This window comes from Mesorhizobium sp. LjRoot246, assembly GCF_964254115.1.
Classification (GTDB): domain Bacteria; phylum Pseudomonadota; class Alphaproteobacteria; order Rhizobiales; family Rhizobiaceae; genus Mesorhizobium.
The window spans coordinates 3,376,787-3,400,006 of the sequence record NZ_CAXUSN020000001.1 but is presented as its reverse complement, the minus strand read 5'-3'; the positions used below and the strand labels follow the sequence as shown (position 1 = coordinate 3,400,006).

General features: G+C 62.4%; 22 protein-coding genes. 5 read left to right on the top strand and 17 right to left on the bottom strand.

The window, feature by feature from the left end; all coding sequences use genetic code 11:
• Positions 1–45: 45 nt before the first annotated feature.
• Positions 46–786 (bottom strand): pyridoxine 5'-phosphate synthase, encoded by a 741-nt coding sequence (locus tag ACSQ3L_RS16425; protein ID WP_436163463.1) that lies wholly within the window; start codon positions 784–786, stop codon positions 46–48.
• 135 nt (positions 787–921) lie between these two features.
• On the opposite strand from ACSQ3L_RS16425, the gene ACSQ3L_RS16420 reads away from it, so the two are divergent.
• Positions 922–1,344, top strand: a complete 423-nt coding sequence (locus ACSQ3L_RS16420; protein WP_436160905.1) for an STAS/SEC14 domain-containing protein — start codon at positions 922–924, stop codon at positions 1,342–1,344.
• Here ACSQ3L_RS16420 and ACSQ3L_RS16415 read toward each other — a convergent pair.
• Complete coding sequence (locus ACSQ3L_RS16415; protein WP_184873422.1) at positions 1,337–2,464, bottom strand: ATP-dependent DNA helicase; 1,128 nt, start codon at positions 2,462–2,464, stop codon at positions 1,337–1,339. The genes ACSQ3L_RS16420 and ACSQ3L_RS16415 overlap by 8 nt on opposite strands.
• Before the next feature lie 219 nt (positions 2,465–2,683).
• On the opposite strand from ACSQ3L_RS16415, the gene ACSQ3L_RS16410 reads away from it, so the two are divergent.
• Positions 2,684–3,007 carry a hypothetical protein gene (locus ACSQ3L_RS16410; RefSeq protein ID WP_436160904.1) on the top strand — a complete coding sequence of 108 codons (324 nt, stop codon included), beginning with the start codon at positions 2,684–2,686 and terminating at the stop codon, positions 3,005–3,007.
• 74 nt (positions 3,008–3,081) lie between these two features.
• Here ACSQ3L_RS16410 and ACSQ3L_RS16405 read toward each other — a convergent pair whose 3' ends face one another.
• The 9 genes from ACSQ3L_RS16405 to ACSQ3L_RS16365 all read right to left on the bottom strand — a co-directional run bounded on the left by ACSQ3L_RS16405 (position 3,082) and on the right by ACSQ3L_RS16365 (position 13,541).
• A complete protein-coding gene (locus ACSQ3L_RS16405) occupies positions 3,082–3,354 on the bottom strand; it encodes a nitrile hydratase accessory protein (RefSeq protein WP_436163462.1) in 273 nt (90 codons plus the stop codon).
• A gap of 82 nt (positions 3,355–3,436) precedes the next feature.
• Positions 3,437–4,096 (bottom strand): nitrile hydratase subunit beta, encoded by a 660-nt coding sequence (nthB, locus tag ACSQ3L_RS16400; RefSeq protein ID WP_436160903.1) that lies wholly within the window; start codon positions 4,094–4,096, stop codon positions 3,437–3,439.
• Positions 4,093–4,698 carry a nitrile hydratase subunit alpha gene (nthA, locus tag ACSQ3L_RS16395; RefSeq protein WP_436160902.1) on the bottom strand — a complete coding sequence of 202 codons (606 nt, stop codon included), beginning with the start codon at positions 4,696–4,698 and terminating at the stop codon, positions 4,093–4,095. Before nthA ends, nthB begins: the two co-directional genes overlap by 4 nt.
• 79 nt (positions 4,699–4,777) lie before the next feature.
• On the bottom strand, positions 4,778–7,939 hold the full coding sequence (locus ACSQ3L_RS16390; protein ID WP_436160901.1) for an efflux RND transporter permease subunit: 3,162 nt from the start codon (positions 7,937–7,939) through the stop codon (positions 4,778–4,780).
• Positions 7,936–9,168: an efflux RND transporter periplasmic adaptor subunit gene (locus tag ACSQ3L_RS16385; RefSeq protein WP_436160900.1), complete on the bottom strand. Its 1,233-nt coding sequence runs from the start codon at positions 9,166–9,168 to the stop codon at positions 7,936–7,938. Before ACSQ3L_RS16385 ends, ACSQ3L_RS16390 begins: the two co-directional genes overlap by 4 nt.
• Positions 9,169–9,464: 296 nt before the next feature.
• A complete protein-coding gene (locus ACSQ3L_RS16380; protein WP_436160899.1) occupies positions 9,465–9,950 on the bottom strand; it encodes a hypothetical protein in 486 nt (161 codons plus the stop codon).
• 421 nt (positions 9,951–10,371) lie between these two features.
• Complete coding sequence (locus ACSQ3L_RS16375) at positions 10,372–10,968, bottom strand: LysE family translocator (protein WP_436160898.1); 597 nt, start codon at positions 10,966–10,968, stop codon at positions 10,372–10,374.
• A 134-nt stretch (positions 10,969–11,102) separates the two neighbouring features.
• The gene (gene ilvN, locus ACSQ3L_RS16370) at positions 11,103–11,675 is read right to left on the bottom strand and encodes an acetolactate synthase small subunit (protein WP_023757090.1); all 573 of its coding nucleotides are present in this window, start codon (positions 11,673–11,675) and stop codon (positions 11,103–11,105) included.
• A gap of 84 nt (positions 11,676–11,759) precedes the next feature.
• The gene (locus tag ACSQ3L_RS16365) at positions 11,760–13,541 is read right to left on the bottom strand and encodes an acetolactate synthase 3 large subunit (protein ID WP_436160897.1); all 1,782 of its coding nucleotides are present in this window, start codon (positions 13,539–13,541) and stop codon (positions 11,760–11,762) included.
• Between the two features lie 489 nt (positions 13,542–14,030).
• Between ACSQ3L_RS16365 and ACSQ3L_RS16360 the strand changes: the two genes are divergently transcribed.
• Positions 14,031–15,848 carry an NAD(P)-binding domain-containing protein gene (locus ACSQ3L_RS16360; protein WP_436160896.1) on the top strand — a complete coding sequence of 606 codons (1,818 nt, stop codon included), beginning with the start codon at positions 14,031–14,033 and terminating at the stop codon, positions 15,846–15,848.
• A gap of 70 nt (positions 15,849–15,918) precedes the next feature.
• On the opposite strand, the gene tmpB is transcribed toward ACSQ3L_RS16360, so the two are convergent.
• Both tmpB and tmpA read right to left on the bottom strand, forming a co-directional pair.
• The gene (tmpB, locus tag ACSQ3L_RS16355) at positions 15,919–16,509 is read right to left on the bottom strand and encodes a (R)-1-hydroxy-2-trimethylaminoethylphosphonate oxygenase (protein WP_436160895.1); all 591 of its coding nucleotides are present in this window, start codon (positions 16,507–16,509) and stop codon (positions 15,919–15,921) included.
• A complete protein-coding gene (gene tmpA / locus ACSQ3L_RS16350) occupies positions 16,506–17,657 on the bottom strand; it encodes a 2-trimethylaminoethylphosphonate dioxygenase (RefSeq protein WP_436160894.1) in 1,152 nt (383 codons plus the stop codon). The genes tmpB and tmpA overlap by 4 nt, the downstream gene beginning before the upstream one ends.
• A gap of 121 nt (positions 17,658–17,778) precedes the next feature.
• Between tmpA and ACSQ3L_RS16345 the strand changes: the two genes are divergently transcribed.
• A complete protein-coding gene (locus ACSQ3L_RS16345) occupies positions 17,779–18,651 on the top strand; it encodes a LysR family transcriptional regulator (RefSeq protein WP_436160893.1) in 873 nt (290 codons plus the stop codon).
• Positions 18,652–18,661: 10 nt separating this feature from the next.
• On the opposite strand, the gene ACSQ3L_RS16340 is transcribed toward ACSQ3L_RS16345, so the two are convergent.
• From ACSQ3L_RS16340 to ACSQ3L_RS16330, 3 genes are read right to left on the bottom strand one after another with little or no spacing between them, the layout of a single operon-like run.
• Positions 18,662–19,189 carry a GNAT family N-acetyltransferase gene (locus tag ACSQ3L_RS16340; protein ID WP_436160892.1) on the bottom strand — a complete coding sequence of 176 codons (528 nt, stop codon included), beginning with the start codon at positions 19,187–19,189 and terminating at the stop codon, positions 18,662–18,664.
• Between the two features lie 37 nt (positions 19,190–19,226).
• Positions 19,227–19,535 (bottom strand): hypothetical protein, encoded by a 309-nt coding sequence (locus ACSQ3L_RS16335; protein WP_436160891.1) that lies wholly within the window; start codon positions 19,533–19,535, stop codon positions 19,227–19,229.
• Between the two features lie 4 nt (positions 19,536–19,539).
• A complete protein-coding gene (locus ACSQ3L_RS16330; RefSeq protein WP_436160890.1) occupies positions 19,540–20,103 on the bottom strand; it encodes a helix-turn-helix domain-containing protein in 564 nt (187 codons plus the stop codon).
• A 155-nt stretch (positions 20,104–20,258) separates the two neighbouring features.
• On the opposite strand from ACSQ3L_RS16330, the gene ACSQ3L_RS16325 reads away from it, so the two are divergent.
• Positions 20,259–22,091 (top strand): ATP-binding protein, encoded by a 1,833-nt coding sequence (locus tag ACSQ3L_RS16325; RefSeq protein WP_436160889.1) that lies wholly within the window; start codon positions 20,259–20,261, stop codon positions 22,089–22,091.
• A 278-nt stretch (positions 22,092–22,369) separates the two neighbouring features.
• On the opposite strand, the gene ACSQ3L_RS16320 is transcribed toward ACSQ3L_RS16325, so the two are convergent.
• Positions 22,370–23,161 carry a GGDEF domain-containing protein gene (locus ACSQ3L_RS16320; RefSeq protein WP_292176943.1) on the bottom strand — a complete coding sequence of 264 codons (792 nt, stop codon included), beginning with the start codon at positions 23,159–23,161 and terminating at the stop codon, positions 22,370–22,372.
• Positions 23,162–23,220 lie beyond the last annotated feature (59 nt).

The window sequence follows — 23,220 nt, the reverse complement described above, 5'->3', positions numbered from 1 at the left end:
CCGTCGCGTAATGGCTACCATGCCTGCCACGCGAGGCTGCCATCGCTACCACCCGCAGGCCTTGAGGAACCGACCCACCGTACCGGCCATGCCATACTCCAACGCGTCGGCTGTCAACCCATGTCCGATCGACACTTCGGCCAATGCCGGAATGCGCTTGACCAGCGCAGGCAGATTGCTGACCACCAGATCGTGCCCGGCATTGACCTGAAGCCCGGCGACAAGGGCGGCGTCGGCGGTTTTTCCCAGTCTTTCCAGCTCCTTGGCCGCTTTGGCGGAATCGGAATGATAACTTCCATACGGACCCGTGTAGAGCTCGATACGGTCGGCGCCGGTGTCGCGCGCTGCCGCTATGCCGGCGGCGTCCGAATCGGAAAACAGCGACACCCGAAATCCGCCCTTCTTCAGACGCTTGACGATCGGAGTGAGGAACGCGGCCTGGGCGGCGAAGTTCCAGCCATGGTCCGAAGTCGCCTGCGCCGGATCGTCCGGCACCAGCGTCACCTGTTCGGGCTGGTGCTTTTCCACAAGCACCAGGAACTCCTCGGTCGGATAGCCCTCGATGTTGAATTCCGCGCGCGGAAACTCGTCGTCGATCAGCGACCGGATCTCGGGCAGATCGGAGTGTCTCGTGTGCCGCTCGTCGGGGCGCGGATGCACCGTCAGCCCATGCGCCCCGGCTGCCAGCGCAATGCGGCCCAGGCCGGTGACGCTGGGCCATGGCAGGTCGCGCCGGTTGCGCAGCATGGCAATGGCATTGAGATTGACGGAGAGCTTTGCGGGCATGTTGGTGGCCTCGGAAATCATTCGACGCGCTCACCTATAATGACTTTGGCGGCAACAGTAATGCCTTTGGTGGGAACAGACTGGGGGTTTCGGGTGTTCCAAGCCTGATGAACGAACCGGGGAAAGGAAGCGCCGATGAATTTTCTCGATGAGGTTCCGGCAATCCGCCGTATCGAGACCAGCCGTGACGACCTTTTCGCCATCGACGTCGTCGGGCACGTCACCGCCGCCGACGGCGAAAACCTTTTCGGGCTGCTGGAGGCAGCTTATGCCCTGCACGCGCGCATCGACGTGCTGGTGCGCCTTGTCGACCATGATGGCGTCGACTGGGCCAATATAGCGGACGAGACCCTCGAGCAGGGCGCCATCCATGCATTGGAACATGTCGGCCGTTGCGCGACGATCGGCGAACCGGACTGGACAGCGGACGCACAACGCTTCCTGCCGCCCTCACAGCCCATCGAACTCAGACATTTCAAGGCGGAAGACGAAGCCGCGGCTTGGCAATGGCTTGCTGCGCAGCCGGTCGGGGCAACTGCGTCCGGCGTCTCTACCTGACGATGGTCAGCCGCTCGGCCGCCCGCGTGATGGCGGTGTAGAGCCAGCGCTGGCGGGTTTCCTTGAAGGCCCAGCTTTCGTCGAACAGCACGATCTCGTTCCATTGCGAGCCCTGTGCCTTGTGCACGGTCAGCGCGTAGCCATAGTCGAAATCGTCGAAGCGCTTCTTCTGCTGCCAGGGAATATCGGCGTCCGGGTCCTCGAAGGCCGCCTTGAGCAGCTTGATCTTGGCCACGCCGCGATCCGGATCGTCCTCTTCGGGAGAAACCAGCAGATTGATGCCTGGCTTCACCGTCTCGCGCGACGAGGTCATCACCTTCCACAGCGAGCCGTTGAGCAGGCCCTTGGCCGGATCGTTGCGCAGGCAGACAAGCTTGTCGCCGGCCTGCGGATAATCGGCATTGAAGCCTTTGAGCTCGCGCAGCCGCTGATTGTAGCGTCGCCGCGTGCGGTTGGTGCCGACCAGCACCTGGTCCGCCTTCAGCACCAGTTCCTGGGTGACGTCTTCCTTGCCGATCACCTGCGCCGTGCCGTAGTCACCGCGCATGAATTCCCGGCCCTCGCGCACATCGAGCGCCAGCCGCAGGATCGGGTTGTCGCGCGCCTGGCGGTGGATTTCGGTGAGCAGAAAATCCGGCTCGTGGTCGGTGAAAAAACCGCCGCCCGAGATCGGCGGCAACTGGCCGGGGTCGCCGAGCACGAGGATCGGTGTGCCAAAACTCATCAGGTCACGGCCAAGCTGCTCGTCGACCATCGAGCATTCGTCGATGACGACCAGCTTGGCCCGCGAGATCGGGCTTTGGCGGTTGAGCGAAAAAGTCGGCGACATCGACGTCTTGCCGGTGACTTCGTCCGACACCGATTCCTCGCCCTTCGGCCGATAGATCAGCGAATGGATGGTGCGTGCATTGACCGCGCCCTTGGAGCGCAGCACCTGCGCGGCCTTGCCGGTGAAGGCGGCGAACTGCACCTGGCCGTCGACATGTTCGGCGAAATAGCGTGCCAGCGTCGTCTTGCCGGTGCCGGCGTAGCCGAACAACCGAAACAGCTGCGGCTTGCCGGTCTTCAGCCAGCGAGCAACCGCTTGCAACGCCTCGTCCTGTTGGGGAGAGAATTCCATCTGCGCGAGAGACCGGATTCGCAAGGGAAAGACAAGACAGCTGCCACCACCATCAACGCGTCGGGACGCCTCGGTGCCGCCGACAGGTCAGGTTACCAGGCGCAAACAAGAACGTAAAGAGAACACGTGATGCCCCAGTTCGAATTTTGGCTACGGATGGGAACCAGACATTAAGGCGTTTAGATTAGCAAAAGCGACACAATCAAGGGCCAAGGGCGTATGAAGCTCGTCATGCAAGGACAACCATTATTCGTCCACCTTGCACTGTGGATATGTGTTGCTGTCTTTCTCGTCAGCTTTTTGGGGATGCTTTGCGGTAACTACCTCATCCTGACAAAGACGGAAGGGCTTGTAACCAAGCCCGATGAAAGAGGGCTGCCATATTGGGAACGGGCTGCGCGCAAGTACAGCCGAGCCAGCAGCATCCTCGTCCAAAGAGAGTTCAAATACCTGCGCTACCTTACGTGCTTTGCAATAATCGGCGGCTTGAGCTCCTTCGGCTGCCTTCTCCTCATTATTCGTGTTTTTGGGACCCGCACTTAGGTCCGCTTAGGGTCTCCAGCCAAAATTCGAACTACGACACCGACGAACAAACCCGTCTATCGGCCGGAGTGCTACTACCTGCGGTCGACCCTAGGATCGTTCTCAAGCAGGATCGGCTTGCCGTGCGGAGTGGCATGTGCGGCGCGCTCCCAGGCTTCGGCCATCGCATCGACATCGGCCTTGGCCGCCAGCCCTTTTGAAGCAAGCAGGCTTTCCAGCGCCGCCAGCCAATGTTCGTAATAGTCGTGGCCGTCGGCCGCGGCGCCTGGCTTCTTCACCTCGGCCGACAATGCCTGCGCCCATTCGCTCCATGAGAACAGGCCCTTGTCGTGCAGCGCCACAGTCATGGCGAAGGCTTCGGCCTGCCACGGCTCGGCAAACACCGGGGCATCGACTCCCGGCGGCAAATTAGTGACGAGGCCATTCACCTCACGCCGGCTCAAGATAGCTCTCCCAGGCATCGATCGACACGCTTAGCGTCGGGTCGGCGCCCTCGCCCCAGATTTCCGACCCTTTAAAAACCACGATATAGACCCATTGCGGGTTCTCGCCTTGCCCATGCGCATTGCTGTCCGGAAAGACAAAGCCGTCGCGTACAGCTTCGACAACGCCATGCTTGCCGCGTGCGTAGCGCGGCAGCCGCGTGTGGCCGGTCGGATTGAAGTTCTTGGTCCGCACGGGATCGCCGGCCTTGAACCGCGCCTGCTGCGCCACCGGCCGGTCGCAAGGACCGCCCTTGGCCAGCACGGCCGGAACGCTTTCCGCCTTCAACACCCGTTTCGGCACCGCTGCCGGATCGACCGCCCGGCCCTCGGCCAGGTCGCGCTCACTGATGAAGCCATGGCGCTTCAGCAGCACCTCCAGCGCCTTGATCCAAATCTCGTAGTAGCTGGAGGCATAATAATCTGCTGGATGCAGAGATTCCCGCGCGTGCCGGCTCTCGTCGATGTTCCAGGCGCCCATGGCGCCGGCGCACAGCGTCACGCCGAGCGCCCGCCTTTCCCACGCGGCATGGAAATACGGCTCGTCCTTTTCCGGCGCGACCGGGCCGAAGCCCATCTGTCCGCCGAGATCCTGCGGCCCGTTCATGCCGGCTGTCTCGCCAGAGCGGCGCCGATCATCGCGTCGCGGCTGACCAGTTCAGCCAGCTGTTCCTCGCTCCAGCCCTCGGTATTTTCAGGCCGCATCGGCACGACGAGATAGCGCAGCTCCGCGGTCGAATCCCAGACGCGTATTTTTGTCCCAGCCGGCAGCGTCAACCCGAACTCTTCCAGCACCCCGCGCGGATCGATGACGGCGCGCGAACGATAGGGCGACGCCTTGTACCAGACCGGCGGCAGGCCGAGCACCGACCACGGATAACAGGAGCACAGCGTGCAGACGACAAGGTTATGGGTGTCCTGCGTGTTGAACACCGCCTGCATGTGCTCGCCCTGACGGCCGGTATAGCTCAGCGACCCGATCGCCGCCGTTGCGTCGCGCTTGAGCCAATCGGCATAGGCTGGATCGCTCCAGGCTTTCGCCACCACCCTGGCGCCGTTGCGCGGGCCGATCTTCGTCTCATAGGTATCGACGATGACGTCGATCGCGGCCGGATCGATCAGACCCTTCTGAGTAAGGATCGTCTCCAGCGCGCGCACGCGGGCGGCAAACGGATCGAGTTCGTTGTCGTGGTCATGATCGTGGGACATGGCGACAAATTACGGCTCCGGTGATGCCACCGCAAGCGCAACGCCTTGGGCCAGCGGCACATGCGCTGGCCCTGTCACATCATTCGGCGGCCGCCCGCTGCGGTTCGGACAGCATTTCTTCCCTCGCCTTGAACAGCGAGGGCTGATCGAGATCTTCGACTGGGCTCGGCTCACCCTTGCGTTTCGACCAAAGCCCGACCAGCCAGCCCGAGAAATTCTCCATGTAGACATAGATCACCGGCGTCACGAACAGGGTCAGCGCCTGCGACGCCAGCAGACCGCCGACGACGGCAACGCCCAGCGGCTGGCGCAGTTCGGCGCTGGCGCCGGTGCCAAGCGCGATCGGGAACGTGCCCATCAGTGCGGCCAGCGTCGTCATCATGATCGGCCTGAACCGCATCAGGCAGGCTCTATGGATCGACTCGGTCGCCGACATGCCTTCTCGTCGCAATTCAAGCGCGACGTCGACCATCATGATGCCGTTCTTCTTGACGATGCCGATCAGCATCAGGATGCCGATCACCGCGATGACAGACAGATCCATGCCGGCGAAGCGCAGCGCAACGACAGCGCCAAGCACAGCCGACGGCAGGCCGGTGAGGATCGTGAGCGGGTGGATGAAGCTCTCGTACAGGATGCCGAGCACGATATAGATGGTCAGGATCGCACCGCCGACCAGCAGGCCCTGGTTGGCCAGCGAATCCTGGAAGGTCTTGGCCGTGCCGGCAAAGCTCGTCGAGATCGTCGTCGGCATGCCGATCTGCTCTTTAAGCGCGTTGATGCGCGTTACGCTGTCACCCAGCGCCACGCCCTGCGGCAGGTTGTAGGAGATCGTCACCGCCGGAAGCTGGCCAAGCTGGTTGACGGTCAGGGCGCCGGCCGTGCGATCGACGCGGGCGAAGGCGCCAAGCGGAACCAGACTGCCGCTCGCCGTCCTCATCTGGATGGCCAGCATCCGCTCGGGCGACCACTCGATCTTGGGGTCGAGCTCCGTGATGACTTCATAGCTGTCGGCCGAACCGAAGATGGTCGAAACCTGGTCGGTGCCGAACCCGCCATAGAGGGCCGAGCGCAACGTGTCGGTATCGATGCCGAGCTGGGCGGCCTTGTCGCGATCCACCACCAGCGTCGCCTGCAGCGCATTGTTCTGCAGGTCGCTGGTGACGTCGGTGAAGTTCGTATGGTCGGCCGCCATCGCGTCATTCAGTTTCTGCGCCCAGATATCGGTCTGGCCGGTGTCGAGGCCCTGAACCACGAGCTGGTAGGCGCTGGCCGACGAGCGCGAACCCAGCCTCAAATTCTGCACCGGTTGCATGTAGGTCTCGATGCCCGCCACGCCAGCCAGTTGCTTGCGCAGGTCCGAAAGCACCTTCTCTATATCGGGGCGCTGGTCCTTGCCCTTGAGCTGGACGAAGAGCTGCCCCTGGTTGAGCGCATTGTTGCCGCTGCCCGCCGACCACGCCACATGATCGACATAGGGCGAATGCGAAAAGACACTGGCCACCTGCCCTTGCAGCCTGGACATCGCGTCGAAAGAGATGTCCTGGCGCGCGATGGTCGTCACCGATATCTGGCCGATATCCTCTTGCGGGAAGAAGCCCTTCGGCGAGGTCTGGATCAGCCACACCGAAGCTGCGGCAGTGCCGGCGAAGACGAGGAATACCATGAAGGTGTGCCGCAGGCAGAAGCTCAAGACCCGGTCGTAGCTGCGTGTGACGAGGTCCTGCTTACGGCCAGGACCATGCTTGTCGCGGTCGGCCTTCGTCACCGACAACAGCCGCGAGCACAGCATCGGCGTCAGCGTCAGCGACACGAACATCGACGCCAGGATGGCGACCGTCACCACGACGGCGAACTCGTTGAAGATGCGCCCGATCACGCCGCCCATCAAAAGCACCGGGATGAACACCGCCACCAGCGAGATCGAGATCGAGATGATGGTGAAGCCGATTTCGCGCGCGCCCTTCAGCGACGCATCGAAGGCCGACAGCCCATCCTCCTCCATGTGGCGGAAGATGTTTTCCAGCATCACGATGGCATCGTCGACGACGAGGCCGACCGCCAGCGTCAGGCCCATCAGCGATATGTTGTCGATGGAAAAGCCGAACAGGAACATCGCGCCGAGCGTGGCGATCAGCGAGATCGGCACCGCCACGGCCGGGATGATGGTCGCCGTCACCCGGCGCAGGAACACGAAGATGACCATCACCACCAGGGCGATGGTCAACAGCAGTGTGAACTGCACGTCGTCGACGGCCTGGCGGATCGAGGCCGACCGGTCGTTGAGCAGCTTGATCGAGGCGGCGGCAGGCATCTGGTCCTGGAAGGACGGCAACATCGCCTTGACCTTGTCGACGACGTCGACCGTGTTGGCGTCGGGCTGGCGCTGCACGGCCATGATGATCGCGCGCGTACCATCGTACCAACTTGCCGTCGTCGTGGTTTGCACCGAATCGACAACGCGGGTCACCTCGCCCAGCCGTACCGGGTGACCGTTTTTGGTGGCGATGATGATGTTGGAGAAGCCGGCCGCGTCGGTCAGTTGCGTGTTGGCGGTGATGGTGAGCTGCTGCTTGTCGTTCTGCAGCACGCCCAGCGGCGTGTTGCTGTTGGCGGACGTGATCGCCGCCTGCAGCTGGTCGATCGAGATGCCGCGCGCGGCAAGCGCGGTCGGATCGATCTGGATGCGCACCGCATATTTCTGCTGGCCGAAGATCGAGACCTGCGCCACCCCATCGATGGTCGACAGCGACGGCGAGATGACGTTTTCCGCGAAAGCATCGAGATCGGTCAGCGGAACCGTATCGCTGACCAGCGACATCAAAAGGATCGGCGCATCGGCCGGATTGACCTTGCGATAGCTCGGCGGCGCCGTCATCTGCGGCGGCAATGATCTTTGCGTGCGCGCGATCGCCGCCTGCACGTCGGCCGCTGCCGCGTCGATGTCGCGGTTGAGCACGAACTGGATGGCGATCGAGGTCTGGCCAAGCGAGTTCGTGGTCGAGATGGAATCGATGCCGGCAATGGTCGCGAATTGCTTGATCAGCGGCGTCGCCACCGACGTCGCCATGGTTTCCGGCGAGGCGCCGGGCAGCGAAGCCGAGACGTTGACCACCGGGAATTCGGCGCTAGGCAGTGCAGCCACCGGCAGGAACTTGTAGGCAAACAACCCGCCCAGCACGAGGGCGAACGACATCAGAAGCGTGGCGACGGGCCTTCGTATGCAGAATTCGGAGATCATTGGGCCGCCTCGCCGGCGTTGCTCGCCTCGGCCACCTTCGGCGCGGCAGCGGCCTTGCCCTCGTGCACCGCGGCGCCGTCCTTCAACCTTGTCTGGCCCTCGGTGACAACTTTCTCGCCACTTTTCAGCCCCTGGCTGATGGCGCTGTTGTCGCCTTCGGTCAGCGCCACCTGCACCGGCCGCATCTCGACCGTGTTGTCCGGCTTGACGACATAGACGAACGGCCCCTTCTGGCTGGGCTGCACGGCGACCGTCGGAACCGATGTCATCTGCGGCATGATGCCGGCGTCGAGCACGACATTCACATACTGGCCCGGCCACAACGAAAGATCGGTGTTCGGCACACCTGCCCGCGTCGCGATGGTGCCGGACGCGGTGTCGACGCTGGAGTCGACGAAATCGAGCGTGCCCTTGCCGATCGGCGTCGGGTCGCCGTCCTTGGTCAGTGTCACCGCCCCTTGCTGCGGATTTGCAAGCGCCTTGTGCAGCAGCGCCAGATCGCTCTCGGGAAGATTGAAGTTGACCTGCAGCGGGTCCATCTGGGTGATGGTCACCAGCGGCGTCGCCGTGCTGCTGTTGCCGTTGCTGACGGTGACGAGGTCACCGACGGCGACGCTGACGGCACCCAGCCTGCCGGAAATCGGCGCCGTGATCGTGGCAAAGCCGAGTTGGACATTGTCGGCATCGATCGTCGCCTTGTCGGCATCGACGGTCGCCGCGGCAGCCTTTTGCGCCGCCACCGCCTGATCGTAGGTCTGTTGCGTGCCGGCCTGCTTGGCGACCAGATCCTTGGCGCGCTGGAGATCGGACTGGGAGCTGGCCAGCATCGCCTGGTCCTTGGCGAGCGTCGCCTGGTCCTTGGCAAGCTGCGCCTTCAGCGCCCGGTCATCGAGCGAGAACAGCTGATCGCCGGTCTTGACCATCTGTCCGTCCTTGACGTCGATGGACACGATCTGGCTGGACACCCGCGCGTTGATGTTGACGACGGCAGGAGAGGAGACGAAGCCGATTGCATAGCGCCGGATCGGGAAATCGGCTGTCGAGGCGGCTGCCGAGAGAATGGAAGTCGAGTGCCCCGCGCTGGCGGCCTTCTTGTTGTCCGACACGGCCACCTGCTTTGCGCCGACGAGCTGTTGAACCTTGCTTAGCGCATCGGGCGAAAGATAGAGCCATCCGGCCGCCCCCAGGCAAGCGACGGCCAGCAACGAAAGAACGACTTTTCCACGCATGGTCAAAGGCCTCTCCACCCGACACGCCGTGGTCCGATGGTTCTATTCTAGCGCAAAGCACGGCTCGTTGCCGCGATTTCGCCGAATAGATAGGACACGCCTTTGTCGGAAAAGGGCCAAAACACGGCATTACGAAGATTTAATGTGCACTGCACAATGGATGTGCAGTGCGGACCACTTCCCAGGATCCTGCTGCCGCAGTCGATAATCCAGGCCTGTCGCAACGTCGCATGGAGGTCTACTATACTCCGATGACCGACGCTTCGCTTGGTATCGTTTTCGTGGTGGGATGATCGTTACCCAGTAACACCCGGTTTTTTTGGCTGATTTGCGATGTTTATGCAGTCAATCGGCGGGTGCTTCACGGCGCAGCGATCAACAAGCCTCTTATTCGTAGCCTTGCTTGTATCTGCTGTCGCCAGGTTCTTCATTTTTATAACGATCTGGTTGCCACGGTTTCCCTCAGCAACAAGGGTGTTCTCACCTGATGCACCGAGAATGCCACCGGCCACGGGCATATTTGCAACTGAAACAGCAAGTTTCCCTGTGTTTGTGGCTTTAGAACTCACATTGAACGTGACATCCACCTCATCAACAATCAGCCCGAAGTTGCCGCGATTTTCGGCTTTTGCTCGCATGTCATTCAGACTGTCAGCGACGTCGATTAAAGCTGCATTCAACGTAATGGCTTTTGGATCAGCTACTTCTCTAGGAGTGTAAGTGCCGCAAGCGGTAAGAAAAATCGACGCCAGAATTGGCGCATACATAACGCAAACTCTCATTTCCCCCTCCATAGCTCAGTCTTGAGCTAACGGAACTTAAGCCAGCTCTACTTTAGAGTCGAGTGAAACCAATTCTCGTGCGCCTCACACCACCACAGCGCTTCGAAATCCTGGTCAGCCGGTCGTTCGCCAAGCATTCATCGAAACGATCGACGACATCCGCTACAACATCGTCTTGAGACGGATTGTAGAGCGGCTGGAGGGCGACGACATCAAGGGCTCGGTCGAACCATCCGATCCATGGCGGCGATCTCATTGCCGTACAAGGCCCGTGCTATGGCCTTGCGTGGGCGCGATGGCGTCATCGGCCTGCACGAGACCATCACCGTGCTCAACGACGGCAAGATGCCAGCCGGAAGGCCGCCAAGCGTCCTGATCCGTCTAAGCAAGCGTCCTGATCCGTCTAAGATTAAGCCTCGACCTACCTCAGCATCGGCCACAGCGTCGCCGCCAGCAGCACGCCCATGGTGATGTTGAACCATTTCAGCCGCACCGGGTCAGACAGGAAACCGCGCAGCGCCGTGCCGAACCCCGCCCACACCGAGACGCTCGGCAAGTTGACGATGGTGAAGGCCACGGCGATCAACACCACCGACAGGAACGGATGCTCCGGATTGGTGTAGACGGCCATGGCGGTGATCGCCATTACCCAGGCCTTGGGATTGACCCACTGGAACGCCGCCGCATCGATGAAGCGCATCGGCCGCGCCTTCACCTCGCCCTTGCCGCTGAGCGAGCGCGACATGGCGATCTTCCATGCAAGATAGAGCAGATAGGCGGCGCCGGCGATCTTGAGTGCGGTATGCAGCGCCGGAAACGCCGTCAGCACAGCGCCAAGGCCAAGTCCTACGGCCACCAGCAGCACCAGGAAACCGATGCTGATGCCAAGCATGTGCGGAACCGATCTGACGATACCGAAATTCACGCCAGACGCCAGAAGCATGAGGTTGTTCGGCCCCGGCGTGATCGAGGTCACGAAGGCGTAGACGAGCAGGGCAAGAAATGCGTCAATCGACATGGATATCCTCCCCGACAAGTCAGCATCATTGTCTCTTCTCGCGACCCCCGCAAAGGCCCACGGACGGCCCACAGCGGGGCCAGAAGCCTCACTGTGGAAGCTGGCTGGCGCGTTCGGCGCTTGCCTCCGAAGCCCTACATCGCCTGTGGGCCGCGGTTCAACGCCGCCACGCCGGTCCGGCAGATTTCGACCAGGCCGAGCGGCTTCATGATCGCGATGAACTGGTCGATCTTGGAGCCCTTGCCGGTGATCTCGAAGATGAAATGCTCGGTGTTGGCATCGATGACGCTGGCGCGGAACGCGTCGGCCAGCCGCAGGGCCTCGACGCGGGCCTCGCCGGTGCCGGCGACCTTGACCAGCGCCAGTTCGCGTTCCAGCGGCCGCTCCTGGCCGGATTCATGCGAACGCACGGTCAGGTCGACAACGCGGTGCACCGGCACGATGCGCTCGAGCTGATGCTTGATCTGCTCCAGCACATGCGGCGTGCCGCGCGTCACGATGGTGATGCGCGACAGATGCTTCTCGTGCTCAGTCTCGGAGACGGTCAGGCTCTCGATGTTGTAGCCGCGCCCGGAAAACAGGCCGATGACCCGGGCAAGCACGCCCGGCTCGTTGTCGACAAGCACGGAAAGCGTGTGGTTTTCCGGCTTTTCCGTCTCCTTGGCGATGAAATAGGCGGAGCCGGTCGGTTGTAGCTGTGCGTTCATGACATGAATCTCGATTTCAAGCTCTTGAGCTAATGCTTTGTTTGCGCACGGCTTCTCGCGACAGCCCTGCCTCGGTTTTGGCGGCTACACCAGTTCCCTGCCCTTGGCGTCGATGGCATTGGCCACCGCCTCGTCGGTCGCCTCGTCGGGCAGCAGCATCTCGTTATGTGCCTTGCCCGACGGGATCATCGGGAAGCAGTTGGCGAGCGTCGCCACGCGGCAATCGAACAGCACCGGCTTCCTGACCGAGATCATCTCCTTGATCGCATCGTCCAGCTCGTCCGGCTTTTCGCAGCGAATGCCGTGGCCGCCATAGGCGTCGGCCAGCTTGACGAAGTCCGGCATCGCCTCGGTGTAGGAATGCGACAGCCGGTTGCCGTGCAGCAGCTGCTGCCACTGCCGCACCATGCCCATATACTGGTTGTTCAGGATGAAGATCTTGATCGGCGCGTCGTGCTGCACGGCAGCGCTCATCTCCTGCATCGTCATCTGCACCGAGGCGTCGCCGGCAATGTCGATGACCAGCGCGTCCGGATGCGCGATCTGCACGCCAAGTGCCGCCGGCAGGCCATAGCCCATCGTGCCCAGCCCGCCCGACGTCATCCAGCGGTTCGGCTTCTCGAAATGATAGTGCTGCGCCGCCCACATCTGGTGCTGGCCGACCTCGGTGGTGATGTAGGTATCCATGTCCTTGGTCAGCGCGTAGAGCCGTTCGATGGCGTATTGCGGCATGATCACGTCGTTGTTCATCTTGTAGGCGAGTGAGTCGCGCGCACGCCATTTGGCGATCTGCTCCCACCAGGGGTAGAGCGCCTTCTTGTCGGCCTTGGCGCTCGCACGCCACAGCCGCACCATATCCTCCAGCACCCGGCCAACATCGCCGATGATCGGGACTTCGGTGTGGACGTTCTTGTTGATCGACGACGGATCGATATCGATATGGATCTTCTTCGAGTTCGGCGAAAACGCGGTCAGCCGCCCGGTGATGCGGTCGTCGAAACGCGCGCCGATGCAGATCATCACGTCACAATCATGCATGGCCATGTTGGCCTCATAGGTCCCGTGCATGCCCAGCATGCCCATCCAGTTCTTGCCAGATGCCGGATAGGCACCGAGGCCCATCAAGGTCGAGGTGATCGGGAAACCGGTGAGATCGACCAGTTCGCGCAGCAGATGGCTCGCTTCCGGGCCGGAATTGACGACGCCGCCGCCGCTGTAGATGATCGGCTTCTTGGCTCCCGCCATCAGCTCGACCGCCGCCTTGATCTTATCCAGGTCGCCCTGGACTTTGGGTTGATAGCTGGTGCGCGGCGCGATCTGCGGCGGGACGTAGAAACCCTTGGCGAACTGCACGTCCTTCGGGATGTCGACGACGACCGGACCGGGACGGCCGGTGGTCGCGACATGAAAAGCCTCGTGGATGGTCGCGGCAAGTTCGTTGACGTCCTTCACCAGCCAGTTGTGCTTGGTGCAGGGGCGCGTGATGCCGACCGTATCGCATTCTTGAAAGGCGTCGGAGCCGATCAGCGAGGTCGGCACCTGTCCGGTCAGGCAGACCAGCGGGATCGAATCCATCAGCGCGTCCTGCAGCGGCGTCACCGCATTGGTGGCGCCGGGTCCCGAGGTCACCAGCATGACACCGGCCTTGCCGGTCGAGCGCGCATAGCCTTCCGCCGCATGGCCGGCGCCCTGCTCGTGGCGCACCAGTATGTGCTCGACCTCGTCCTGCTGGAAGATCTCGTCATAGATCGGAAGGACAGCGCCGCCGGGATAGCCGAAGACGTGCTTGACGCCATTGTCCTTCAGCGCCTGCACCACCATTTCGGCGCCCGTCATCTCGCGCCGCTCGTTCTGTCCGTTGCTCATCGGTCTGGTCCCGTACTGTCGCCATTTGGGCGTTGCTGGTCGTTTAGTCGTGTTTTAGGCAATAAAAAAGGCCCCCGAGGGAGCCTGTGTCTGCGCATGGGGGGATTTCGCCCGGCGGTTACACCGCCTTGCCCACGCGCTTTCCTACGAGAATGAGTGCCGTTTTCATGGTGGCGGACACTAAGGGCGGGAAAGGCGGCCTGTCAACGGGAAAAATCGCGCCGGCAATGAAGGCGCTCCATAGCTCGGCACCTCGCTATCATGGTTGCACGGTGGGAATTGCGTTTGACACGGGCGTTTCTGGGGCATGGGTTATTTCGACCACCGCCGTGACGCACCTTGGAATCCTGAATTCGGATAACCCCTTGAAACCGCTGGAAACTATGGTGGGGCGTGACGGGGGCCGCCATCTCTGACGATACTTGATCGTCCGGCCGGCAAGCCCGGCGGAGCCACCATGACGATCTGGATTTCACGGGAGGAAACCTGATGCTCGACAAGGCCTCTAGCAAGAACACGACCCCTGGCAAGAAACTGTCCGACCTGCTCGACCAATTCGGCGCCGCCCTTGCCGCCCATGACATCGAGAAAGCGGTCGATTGCTTTCAGGAGGATTGCTACTGGCGCGACCTCGTCACCTTCACTTGGAACATCAAGACCATGGAAGGCCGCGACCAGGTCCGCGACATGCTGAAAAGTCAATTATCGAAGACCAGGCCGTCGCATTTTGCCATCGCCAAGGGCGAAGACGCGACCGAGAGCGACGGGCTGATCGAGGGCTGGATCAGTTTCGAGACCGAAGTGGCGCGTGGCTTCGGCCATATCAGGCTGAAGGACGGCAAGATCTGGACGCTGTTGACCACCATGGTCGAACTGAAGGGCCATGAGGAGCCGGCGGGCTTCGCGCGGCCGATGGGTGCCAAACATGGCTCCGGCAAGAACCGTCCCACATGGAAGGAAGAGCGCGAGAAGGAAGCCGCCGAGCTCGGCTTCAAGACGCAGCCCTATACGGTGATCATCGGCGGCGGTCAGGGCGGCATCGCGCTCGGCGCGCGGCTGCGGCAGCTTGGCGTGCCCACGATCATCATCGAGAAGAACGAACGCGCCGGCGACAGCTGGCGCAAGCGCTACAAGTCCCTCTGCCTTCACGACCCGGTCTGGTACGACCATCTGCCCTACATCGACTTCCCCAAGAACTGGCCGGTCTTCTCGCCCAAGGACAAGATCGGCGACTGGCTGGAAATGTACACCAAGGTGATGGAGCTGAATTATTGGTCCTCGACCGAGGCCAAGAGCGCTTCCTATGACGACAAGACGAAGGAATGGACCGTCGTCGTCCACCGCGACGGCAAGGACGTCACGCTGAAGCCCAAGCAGCTGGTGCTGGCGACCGGACAGTCCGGCAAGGCCAATCTGCCGAAATTCAAGGGCATGGAAAACTTCAAGGGCGATCAGCATCACTCCTCGAAGCATCCCGGCCCGGACGCCTATGCCGGCAAGAAAGCCGTCGTCATCGGCTCCAACAATTCCGCCCACGACATCGCTGCCGCACTTTGGGAAGCCGGGGCCGACGTCACCATGGTGCAGCGCTCGAGCACCCATATCTCCCGGTCCGACACGTTGATGGAAATCGGACTGGGTTCGCTCTATTCGGAGCAGGCGCTGCAGAACGGCATCACCACGGCCAAGGCCGACCTGATATTCGCTTCGCTGCCCTACAAGATCCTGCACGAATTCCAGATCCCGGCCTATGCCGAGATGAAGAAGCGCGACGCGGCATTCTACAAGGGACTGGAAAAGGCCGGTTTCATGCTCGACTGGGGCGACGACGAGTCCGGTCTGTTCATGAAGTACCTCAGGCGCGGCTCTGGCTATTACATCGATGTTGGCGCCTCGCAGCTCGTCATCGACGGTTCGATCAAGCTGAAGAGCGGCGAGGTCGAAGAGATCAAGCAGCACTCGGTCCTGCTCAGCGACGGGTCGGAACTGCCTGCGGACCTCATCGTCTACGCCACCGGCTATGGCTCGATGAACGGTTGGGCCGCCGATTTGATATCTCGCGAAGCCGCCGACAAGGTCGGCAAATGCTGGGGCCTCGGCTCCAACACCACCAAGGATCCCGGCCCCTGGGAAGGCGAGTTGCGCAACATGTGGAAGCCGACGCAGCAAGAAGCGCTGTGGTTCCACGGCGGCAATCTGCATCAGTCACGCCATTATTCGCAATTCCTGTCGCTGCAGTTGAAGGCACGGCACGAAGGCATCGCGACGCCGGTCTACGGGCTGCAGCAGGTCCACCATAAGGGATAGGCCAACGCCATTCCGGCGAAACAAAAAAGGAGGAGACACGGCTTGCACCCTGCCTCCTTCCTTGGCTGAATTATGCCGGCTTGCCCGCCGCGAACTGCGTCACCACACGCTGCAGCAGCGGCACATAATCGCGAAACGTTCGTGTCTTCATGTTGGCGATCTTGCCGGCCTCATCCCAGATGCGGATCCTGACCGCTTCCTCATGGAAGGGGTTCTTGCGGAACTCGGCCACCTCCTCGGCGCTCATCGGTCCTCCCTGCAGAGACAGCGTGTGCACCGAGGCCTGGGAAAGCCTGCCGAAATAGGTCGGGTCGGTGGCGCAGAGATAGCGCTTGGCCGCGACATGCAGCCGGACGCATTCGACGATGACTGGCGGAAAGAACGGCGCCAGCACCTCGCCGCCGGCTTCATCATGATGCTTGTCCTCGACATCCTCGGGCGAATAGGTGCCGAACTCGCTGGTGTAGTGGCCGATGTCGTGCAGCAGCGCCGCCGCCACCAGCTCGTCGGGCGCGCCGTCCTTCTCCGCAAACCAGGCGCCTTGCAGCATGTGCTCGGACATGGTGACGGGTTCGCCGAGATAGGATTCCGCACCTCGGCGCTCAAAGATGTCGGCGATGAATTCGACGATGGTGTCAGCGTTCAAATCCTGGCCGCTCATTCCGCCGCCTCCTTGAAGCCATGTTCGATCGCCGCGAGCGTCGACAACAGGCCGTCCTTGTCGGCGTAGCAACCCTGCAGCCAGCGCTTGCCGGTGCCGGAAAATGCCTTGCGCGCATGCATGACACGCGTGTTGTCGACGATGAAAGCCTGTCCCGCTTCGAGCTTGAAGGTCACTTCAAAGGATGGATCCTCGATCAGTTCGGCGAACCGGCGATAGGCGGCGTAGTAGGCCTCCATGTCGACGAACCGCACGTCGACCGTCGGCGCCAGCGAGCGGTTGTTGAAGCGGATGCAGATCAGCTCGCCATCGGGGCCGAGTTCGATCATCGGCCGCTTCGCCTGCAGCCGCACGCCTGACGAACCGGCATATTCGAAGCGCGCCGGGCATGAGCTCAACAGTCGGAAGCCTTCGGGGTTCTCAGCCTGCAGCGCAGCCGCGACGGCAAACCCGTCGACCACGCTGGACTCGCCCCCCTCCACCGTATTCTCGATGCAGGACAGGATTTGCAGTGTCGGCACCGGGTCGCGATAGGGATTGTCGGTGTGTGCCTGGAGGCCGAGATTGGTATAGGCGAGATTGCTCGGATTGACCTCGGCGCGCACTTCGAACCAGCGGCCGTAATTGGTTTCCCTGATATAGCCGAACAGATCGGACACCTTGCACAGCGCCCCGGATTCGGCTGGCAGATCGTCCATCACCGCAAAGCCATAGGCTTTCACCGCCGACAGCCATTGCCGCAATACGCTGCGGTCGCGGCTGGCGGCAGGGTAGCCGGCGCGCGGCACCGAATTCTGCATGGTGGCCTTGGTCCATCGCACGGTGCCCTCGCCTGTCCAGCCAGGCTGGCGGGCCTCACCGCGATCATATGCATTGGCGCGCAGCCATGACGCGGGAAAGCTGACCGTCTTCTGCTCCGGCACGAAGCTGATCTCCAGGGCGTCGCCCTTGATCGACGCCGCGCCGATCCTGGTACCGGCGGGAATGTCGAGGATGGTGATGAGCCGCTGGCCGTTGCCGGCGCTGCGCGTCTTGTCGTCCAGCGCATTGTCGCGCAGCCACATTGCGTGGAAACGGCTGCGCGTCCCGTCCTGCCAGCCGAGGTCGATTGTTCTGCCTTCGTCGCCAATCAGCGCGTGGGTGAGCATGGAGATCCGTTCCTGTCCATTGCATCCCCGCGGCCCGGTCCGCAGGGTTTCGATTGCATGTTGGCCGCGCGAAAGGCATAACTCAAATTATCATTTTTTGGCCAATGATCACAATTTGCTAATGGCTCAGACAAACCTACCCTTGCCGCCGCTCGACTGGCTGCGCAGTTTCGAGGCCGCGGCGCGGCTGTCGAATTTCACCGCGGCGGCAGCCGAGCTTGGCCTGACCCAGGCAGCCGTCAGCCAGCACATCCGGTTTCTCGAGGAGCGGCTGAAGACACGTCTGTTTTCGCGGCTGGCGCGAGGCGTCGCGCTGTCGCCGGAGGGTGCGGCCTATTTGCCCCACATCCAATCGGCCTTCGCCACCATCGGCAACAGCACCGCGGAACTGTTCGAGCCGCGCGCCGTCCAGACCGTGACCATTCGAGCGCCGATCTCCTTTGCCTTGCTGATGCTGGTCCCGGCGCTGCCCGATCTGGCAAAGGCACTGCCGCGCATCCAGCTCGACCTGGTGACGATCCATCGCCCTGCTGACTACGACCTGCCGGGCTCGGTGCTCGATATCCGTTTCGGCAACGGATCCTTCCGCGGCCGCGAGGCCGACAGGCTGACCGCCGAGCGGCTCGTGCCGTTGGCGTCTCCGGGCTTGGCCAACGAAGCCGACTGGACCTCCCTGCCGCTGCTTCTGGTTGCCGGCGCGCGCGAGATGTGGGCGGAATGGTTCGCCGCCGCCGGGCTGGTTGGCCATCCCAGGCGATCGCACCGCTTCGACAGTTTCGTCGCCGCCATGGAAGCGGCGAGCGCCGGCGCCGGTGTACTGCTGGGCTCGCGGCCTCTGGTCGATGCAGCGCTCGACAGCAAGACGCTGGTCAGGCTTTCCGACTTCGAACTCTCCAGCACATCAGGGCATTTTCTGACCAAGCCGTCGGCCGCGCGGCTGACCGGCGCCGAGCAGGATTTCCGCAACTGGCTGCTGTCACGCCTCTCCGCGTAGCCATGACTGGTTACGAGATTGGCCCGATCCGCTTCCAGTAGATGAGCGTGCCGGTCAGGCCGCCATGCGGCTTCAGGGCATAGTCCGGTATCTCGCCGGCCAGCTTGAAGCCCAACCGCTCATAGAGGCCGGAAGCGCCCTCCTCGGTCGCCGTATCCAGAACCAGCAGCGTGCGCCCTTTCTCGACGGCGAGGCTCTCGGCGGCCCGCATCAGGCGCGTTCCCACGCCCCTGCCCCGGCAATCGACTGATGTCATCAGCTTGGCGATCTCGGCCCGGTGCGGCTGGTTGGGCGGGCAGTCCAACAGCAAGGTCACGGTGCCGACCAGAACCTCGCCATCCCAGGCGCCAAGCACCGCCCTTTCCCCTCTTGCCGCCGCGGCCAGCGATCCCTCCCAGAATGCCCTTGCCGCCTGCGGTGCCAATGGATGCATGAAGGAGACAGATCCGCCGGCCGCCACCGTTGCCACCAGCAATTCGGCCAGCATCTCCCGCGTCTCGGCAGCCGGGTTCAGTGTTCCGATCTCGATCAAGTTCATGTGCAGGATGTCCTATGGTTTGCGACAGATGCGGCCATCAGTCCAGATGGCGTACACGGCGTCGTTTTCGCGCTGCCTTGATGGCGCTGATGCGTTCGGTGTCTTCGTGCCCGAGATGGCGCCCGCGCTCGAGAATCTCGAGCGTGTACTCCTCATAGGTCAGGCCCAGCCGTTCGGCCTTGTCCATGCGCAGCAGCATGACGTCGCGGCTCGGCGCTTTCCACGCCTTGGCATGGGCGGCCTGCCAGGCCAGGAAGATGTAGGGATCGCCCTTGCCCCATGGCGGCCCCTTGTACTCATCGAGAGGCGGCCCCCCATTGTGGGAGCGCTTCGGTCGTCTCGCCATGATGTCAGCCCCTGACCAGCGCGACGAGATAGTCGGCGCCGGGCTCCAGGGCATGGAAGGTGCAGTCCGACGGCGCCCCGAGCGCCAGGCAATCGCCTGGTTCGAGCCTGTGCACCGCCTCGCCTTCGACGAATTCGAGCCGCCCGGAAATCAGCCAGATCTGCTGCTTGATGAAGGCGTAGGAGGCCGCCGGAAAGCTGACTTTGGCGCCAGCCGGGAGATGCACCTTGATCAGTTCCAGCGGCATATCGCCAGCCGGCGAAAGATGCCGCCTGACATAGCCGGTATCGGGATCGCGCCACACCGGCTGGTCGGCGGCGCGCAGCAGCCCGCCGCCTTGCAATTCGGCGCGCGCGATCAAGGTCGACAGCGTCATGCCGAAGGCCGACGCGATGCGCACCAGAAGAGCCGCCGTCGGGCTGGTCTTGCCGCGCTCGATCGTGCTGAGCATCGCCTTCGAAACGCCGGAACGCTCCGCGAGTTCGGCCAGGGACCAGTCGCGGATGGTCCTTTCGGCGTGTATTCTTCGGCCGATCGTCGAGGAGATGTCGTTCGCTATATCATCCATATGTCCAGTATAGCGAATTACCGGCATCAGGAAAGAGCCGCCTCGCGACAATTTTCGCGCGACCCTTAATCCTCTCTACACCATCCGACCTCATCGGGCCTTAACCCCATTCGGGTAGGATCGATGCTCCAGGGGAAATGGGGATTGGCCTGTCCATGTATGTCGAACGCGAAGCCTCCGTTGGAGAACCGACATCTCAGGAGCGCCGCGACGCCGAGCAGAACGACAGGCGCATCCTCGGCAATGTCGTGCAATGCGACGGCGCGCGCGCCACCATCAGCGCCTATGCGGACGATGCCGACGGCGCGGTGACCGGCCTGTGGACGGTCGGCAAGATGATTTCCATCAACCTCGGATCGACGCGGACCGTCGGCCTGGTCTACGGGATCGGCAAGTCGGACCGTGCCTGGAGCAATGAGGGCCAGAACGCCATCGAGGTCAGCATCGAGTTGATCGGCGAAGTGCGTGACGGAGCAGAGCCCGGAGCCAAACCGGTCTTCGACCGCGGCATCACCACCTATCCGCATATCGGCGCCGTCGCGCACCGCATCCGCACCCGTGACCTGCAGGCGGTCTATGATCTCGCCGGGCGTCATTCGATCACCATCGGCACGCTCGCGCAGGACGAGGCGATCGCCGCCAACATCGCCATCGACGATACGCTGGCGCGCCACTTCGCCATCGTCGGCACCACCGGTGTCGGCAAATCCACCGCCGTCTCGCTGCTGCTGCGCAAGTCGATCGCGGCACGGCCAGATCTGCGCATCCTGATCCTCGACCCGCACAATGAGTTTGCGGCGTCGTTGCCCGAATACTGCGTCAGGGTCGATTCCAAAACCCTGGATCTTCCGTTCTGGATGTTCAAGCTGGAGGAATTCGCCGAGGTGCTGTTCCGGGGCCGCGAGACCGAGCCGGAAGAAATCGATGCCTTGCGCGACCTCATTCCGGCAGCCAAGAATCTCTATCGCAACCCGAATTCGGGCTCCTATATCAGGCGCGGCAGCGATGCGCTGACCGCCGATACGCCGGTGCCTTACCGCATCGCCGACCTTCTCAAGCAGATCGACGAGCGTATGGGCATGCTCGAAAGCAAGACCGATCGCCCGACGCTCAGATCGCTGAAGACACGCATCGAATCGGCGGCCGCCGATCCGCGCTATCGCTTCATGTTCAACTCGCGGTTGATCGAGGACACCATCCACGAGACGATCGGCAACCTCTTCCGCGTGCCGCATCATGGCCGCCCGGTGACCTGCTTCGAGATGGCCGGCATGCCGTCCGAAGTGGTCAATTCCGTCTGTTCGGTGCTGGCGCGCCTGGCCTTCGACCTCGCTCTGTGGAGCGAAGGCAAGCTGCAGCTCCTGTTTTTGTGCGAAGAAGCGCATCGCTATATGCCGGCTGACCCGCGCCTCGGCTTCGCCCCGACCAGGCACGCGCTGTCGCGCATCGCCAAGGAAGGCCGCAAATATGGCTGCTATCTCGGCGTCGTCACCCAGCGCCCAGGCGAACTCGACCCGACCATCCTGTCGCAATGCTCGACCTTCTTCGCCATGCGGCTTGCCAATGAGCAGGACCAGGCGATCATCCGCTCGGCGATTGCCGACTCTTCCGCCTCGACGCTTGCCTTCCTGTCCTCCATGGGCCAGCGCGAAGCCATCGCCTTCGGCGAAGGCGTGGCCACGACCATGCGGCTGAAGTTCGAAAAACTGCCGAGCCACCTGCTCCCCGGCACGGCAAAGCGCGAAGAGGCCGCGTCGTCGAAGTCAGGCGACGACATCGATCTGGTGGCCATCGTCGAACGACTGCGCAACGTGCCGAAACCAACGCAGCAGGCTATGGCATTCGCCGAAGTCGTCGATTCAGGCCGCCAGGCCGGCGACCCCGACTACCGCAAGCCGCCGGCCACCCGCGTGCAGTCGGAAGACGATTTCGACATGCGCTATGGCCTCAAGCCCGCGACCTTCGGCCTGCGCCCGCAAAACGATTGAGTTTGCGGCCTGCCGACGGACCGAGAAGCCGCGCCAAGCTTCCGGGGCTCAGCTTCGTTGGCTTGCGTGGGTAAATCCCGAAAGAGAATTCATCAGGCCGAGTTGAATGACATGGCTTTCGAGAAGCCGGAGCGGAGCGGACATTTAGTCCGTGAGCACCGGCCTACGCCGGCCGTAGCCTTAACTGCCACAGCAACTATGAGTGCTTCGGCCGGCGAAGGTCGGAAGTCGAGAAAGCCACGTCAGGCGACCGGCCTCATGAATTCTTCTTCGGGATTTTAGGCGCAGACGCGGTTGCGGCCCTGCCTCTTCGCCTCATAGAGCTGGCGGTCGGCGCGGCGATAGAACTCTTCCGCGGTTTCCTTGCGGTCCCACACCGCAAGCCCAACGCTGGTGGTGATCTTGAGGCGGACATTGCCCGACAGCACCGACATGTTGGCGATCGCCTTGCGGATACGCTCGGCAAACTTGCCCAGAAGGTCGGCGTCCATGTTGGGCGTGACCACGGCGAATTCCTCGCCGCCCAAACGCGCCACGACATCGTGATAGCGTGTCATATCCTTGAGACAGCTCGCGACGGCCTTGAGCACCTCGTCGCCGACATCATGACCGTGGGTGTCGTTGACCTGCTTGAAATGATCGAGGTCGAGGATCATCAGCCCGACGGGCTTTTCGATGCGCCGGAACTCCTCAAGATACTCCTTCAGCGCGTCATCGAAATAGCGCCGGTTCTGCATGCCGGTCAGGCCGTCGGTCAGCGCCGCATGCTCGAGTGTTTCCGACCGGGCGCTGAGCGAGACCGTCATGGCGCGCAGTTTGCCTTCTTCCGTCGCCTGTTTTCGGATCAGCGGGTAGATGAAGAAAATGCCGAAGAACAGCGCGGTGGCCAAAAGCACGCCTGTCGCGAACAAAAGCTTGTTGAGGTAGATGACCTTGTCCAGACCCGAAGCCGTATGCAGCTCGGTGGCGAAGGATTGCAGAAGCCCATAGGCATGCAGCGTCACCAGGCCGGCGGCCAGGATCACGAAGATAAAGACGAAAAATGCTGATTCCGCCTTGTGGAAACGCATCTGCTCCCCGTTGGAAAAGTACCCACTGACCTTATGGCATGGGCGGGCTTACGGAGGGT

Coding starts and splice junctions, on each gene's coding strand:
- ACSQ3L_RS16425 (WP_436163463.1), bottom strand. CDS start 786: ATGCCCGCAAAGCTCTCCGTCAATCTCAATGCCATTGCCATGCTGCGC.
- ACSQ3L_RS16420 (WP_436160905.1), top strand. CDS start 922: ATGAATTTTCTCGATGAGGTTCCGGCAATCCGCCGTATCGAGACCAGC.
- ACSQ3L_RS16415 (WP_184873422.1), bottom strand. CDS start 2,464: ATGGAATTCTCTCCCCAACAGGACGAGGCGTTGCAAGCGGTTGCTCGC.
- ACSQ3L_RS16410 (WP_436160904.1), top strand. CDS start 2,684: ATGAAGCTCGTCATGCAAGGACAACCATTATTCGTCCACCTTGCACTG.
- ACSQ3L_RS16405 (WP_436163462.1), bottom strand. CDS start 3,354: ATGACTGTGGCGCTGCACGACAAGGGCCTGTTCTCATGGAGCGAATGG.
- nthB (WP_436160903.1), bottom strand. CDS start 4,096: ATGAACGGGCCGCAGGATCTCGGCGGACAGATGGGCTTCGGCCCGGTC.
- nthA (WP_436160902.1), bottom strand. CDS start 4,698: ATGTCCCACGATCATGACCACGACAACGAACTCGATCCGTTTGCCGCC.
- ACSQ3L_RS16390 (WP_436160901.1), bottom strand. CDS start 7,939: ATGATCTCCGAATTCTGCATACGAAGGCCCGTCGCCACGCTTCTGATG.
- ACSQ3L_RS16385 (WP_436160900.1), bottom strand. CDS start 9,168: ATGCGTGGAAAAGTCGTTCTTTCGTTGCTGGCCGTCGCTTGCCTGGGG.
- ACSQ3L_RS16380 (WP_436160899.1), bottom strand. CDS start 9,950: ATGAGAGTTTGCGTTATGTATGCGCCAATTCTGGCGTCGATTTTTCTT.
- ACSQ3L_RS16375 (WP_436160898.1), bottom strand. CDS start 10,968: ATGTCGATTGACGCATTTCTTGCCCTGCTCGTCTACGCCTTCGTGACC.
- ilvN (WP_023757090.1), bottom strand. CDS start 11,675: ATGAACGCACAGCTACAACCGACCGGCTCCGCCTATTTCATCGCCAAG.
- ACSQ3L_RS16365 (WP_436160897.1), bottom strand. CDS start 13,541: ATGAGCAACGGACAGAACGAGCGGCGCGAGATGACGGGCGCCGAAATG.
- ACSQ3L_RS16360 (WP_436160896.1), top strand. CDS start 14,031: ATGCTCGACAAGGCCTCTAGCAAGAACACGACCCCTGGCAAGAAACTG.
- tmpB (WP_436160895.1), bottom strand. CDS start 16,509: ATGAGCGGCCAGGATTTGAACGCTGACACCATCGTCGAATTCATCGCC.
- tmpA (WP_436160894.1), bottom strand. CDS start 17,657: ATGCTCACCCACGCGCTGATTGGCGACGAAGGCAGAACAATCGACCTC.
- ACSQ3L_RS16345 (WP_436160893.1), top strand. CDS start 17,779: ATGGCTCAGACAAACCTACCCTTGCCGCCGCTCGACTGGCTGCGCAGT.
- ACSQ3L_RS16340 (WP_436160892.1), bottom strand. CDS start 19,189: ATGAACTTGATCGAGATCGGAACACTGAACCCGGCTGCCGAGACGCGG.
- ACSQ3L_RS16335 (WP_436160891.1), bottom strand. CDS start 19,535: ATGGCGAGACGACCGAAGCGCTCCCACAATGGGGGGCCGCCTCTCGAT.
- ACSQ3L_RS16330 (WP_436160890.1), bottom strand. CDS start 20,103: ATGGATGATATAGCGAACGACATCTCCTCGACGATCGGCCGAAGAATA.
- ACSQ3L_RS16325 (WP_436160889.1), top strand. CDS start 20,259: ATGTATGTCGAACGCGAAGCCTCCGTTGGAGAACCGACATCTCAGGAG.
- ACSQ3L_RS16320 (WP_292176943.1), bottom strand. CDS start 23,161: ATGCGTTTCCACAAGGCGGAATCAGCATTTTTCGTCTTTATCTTCGTG.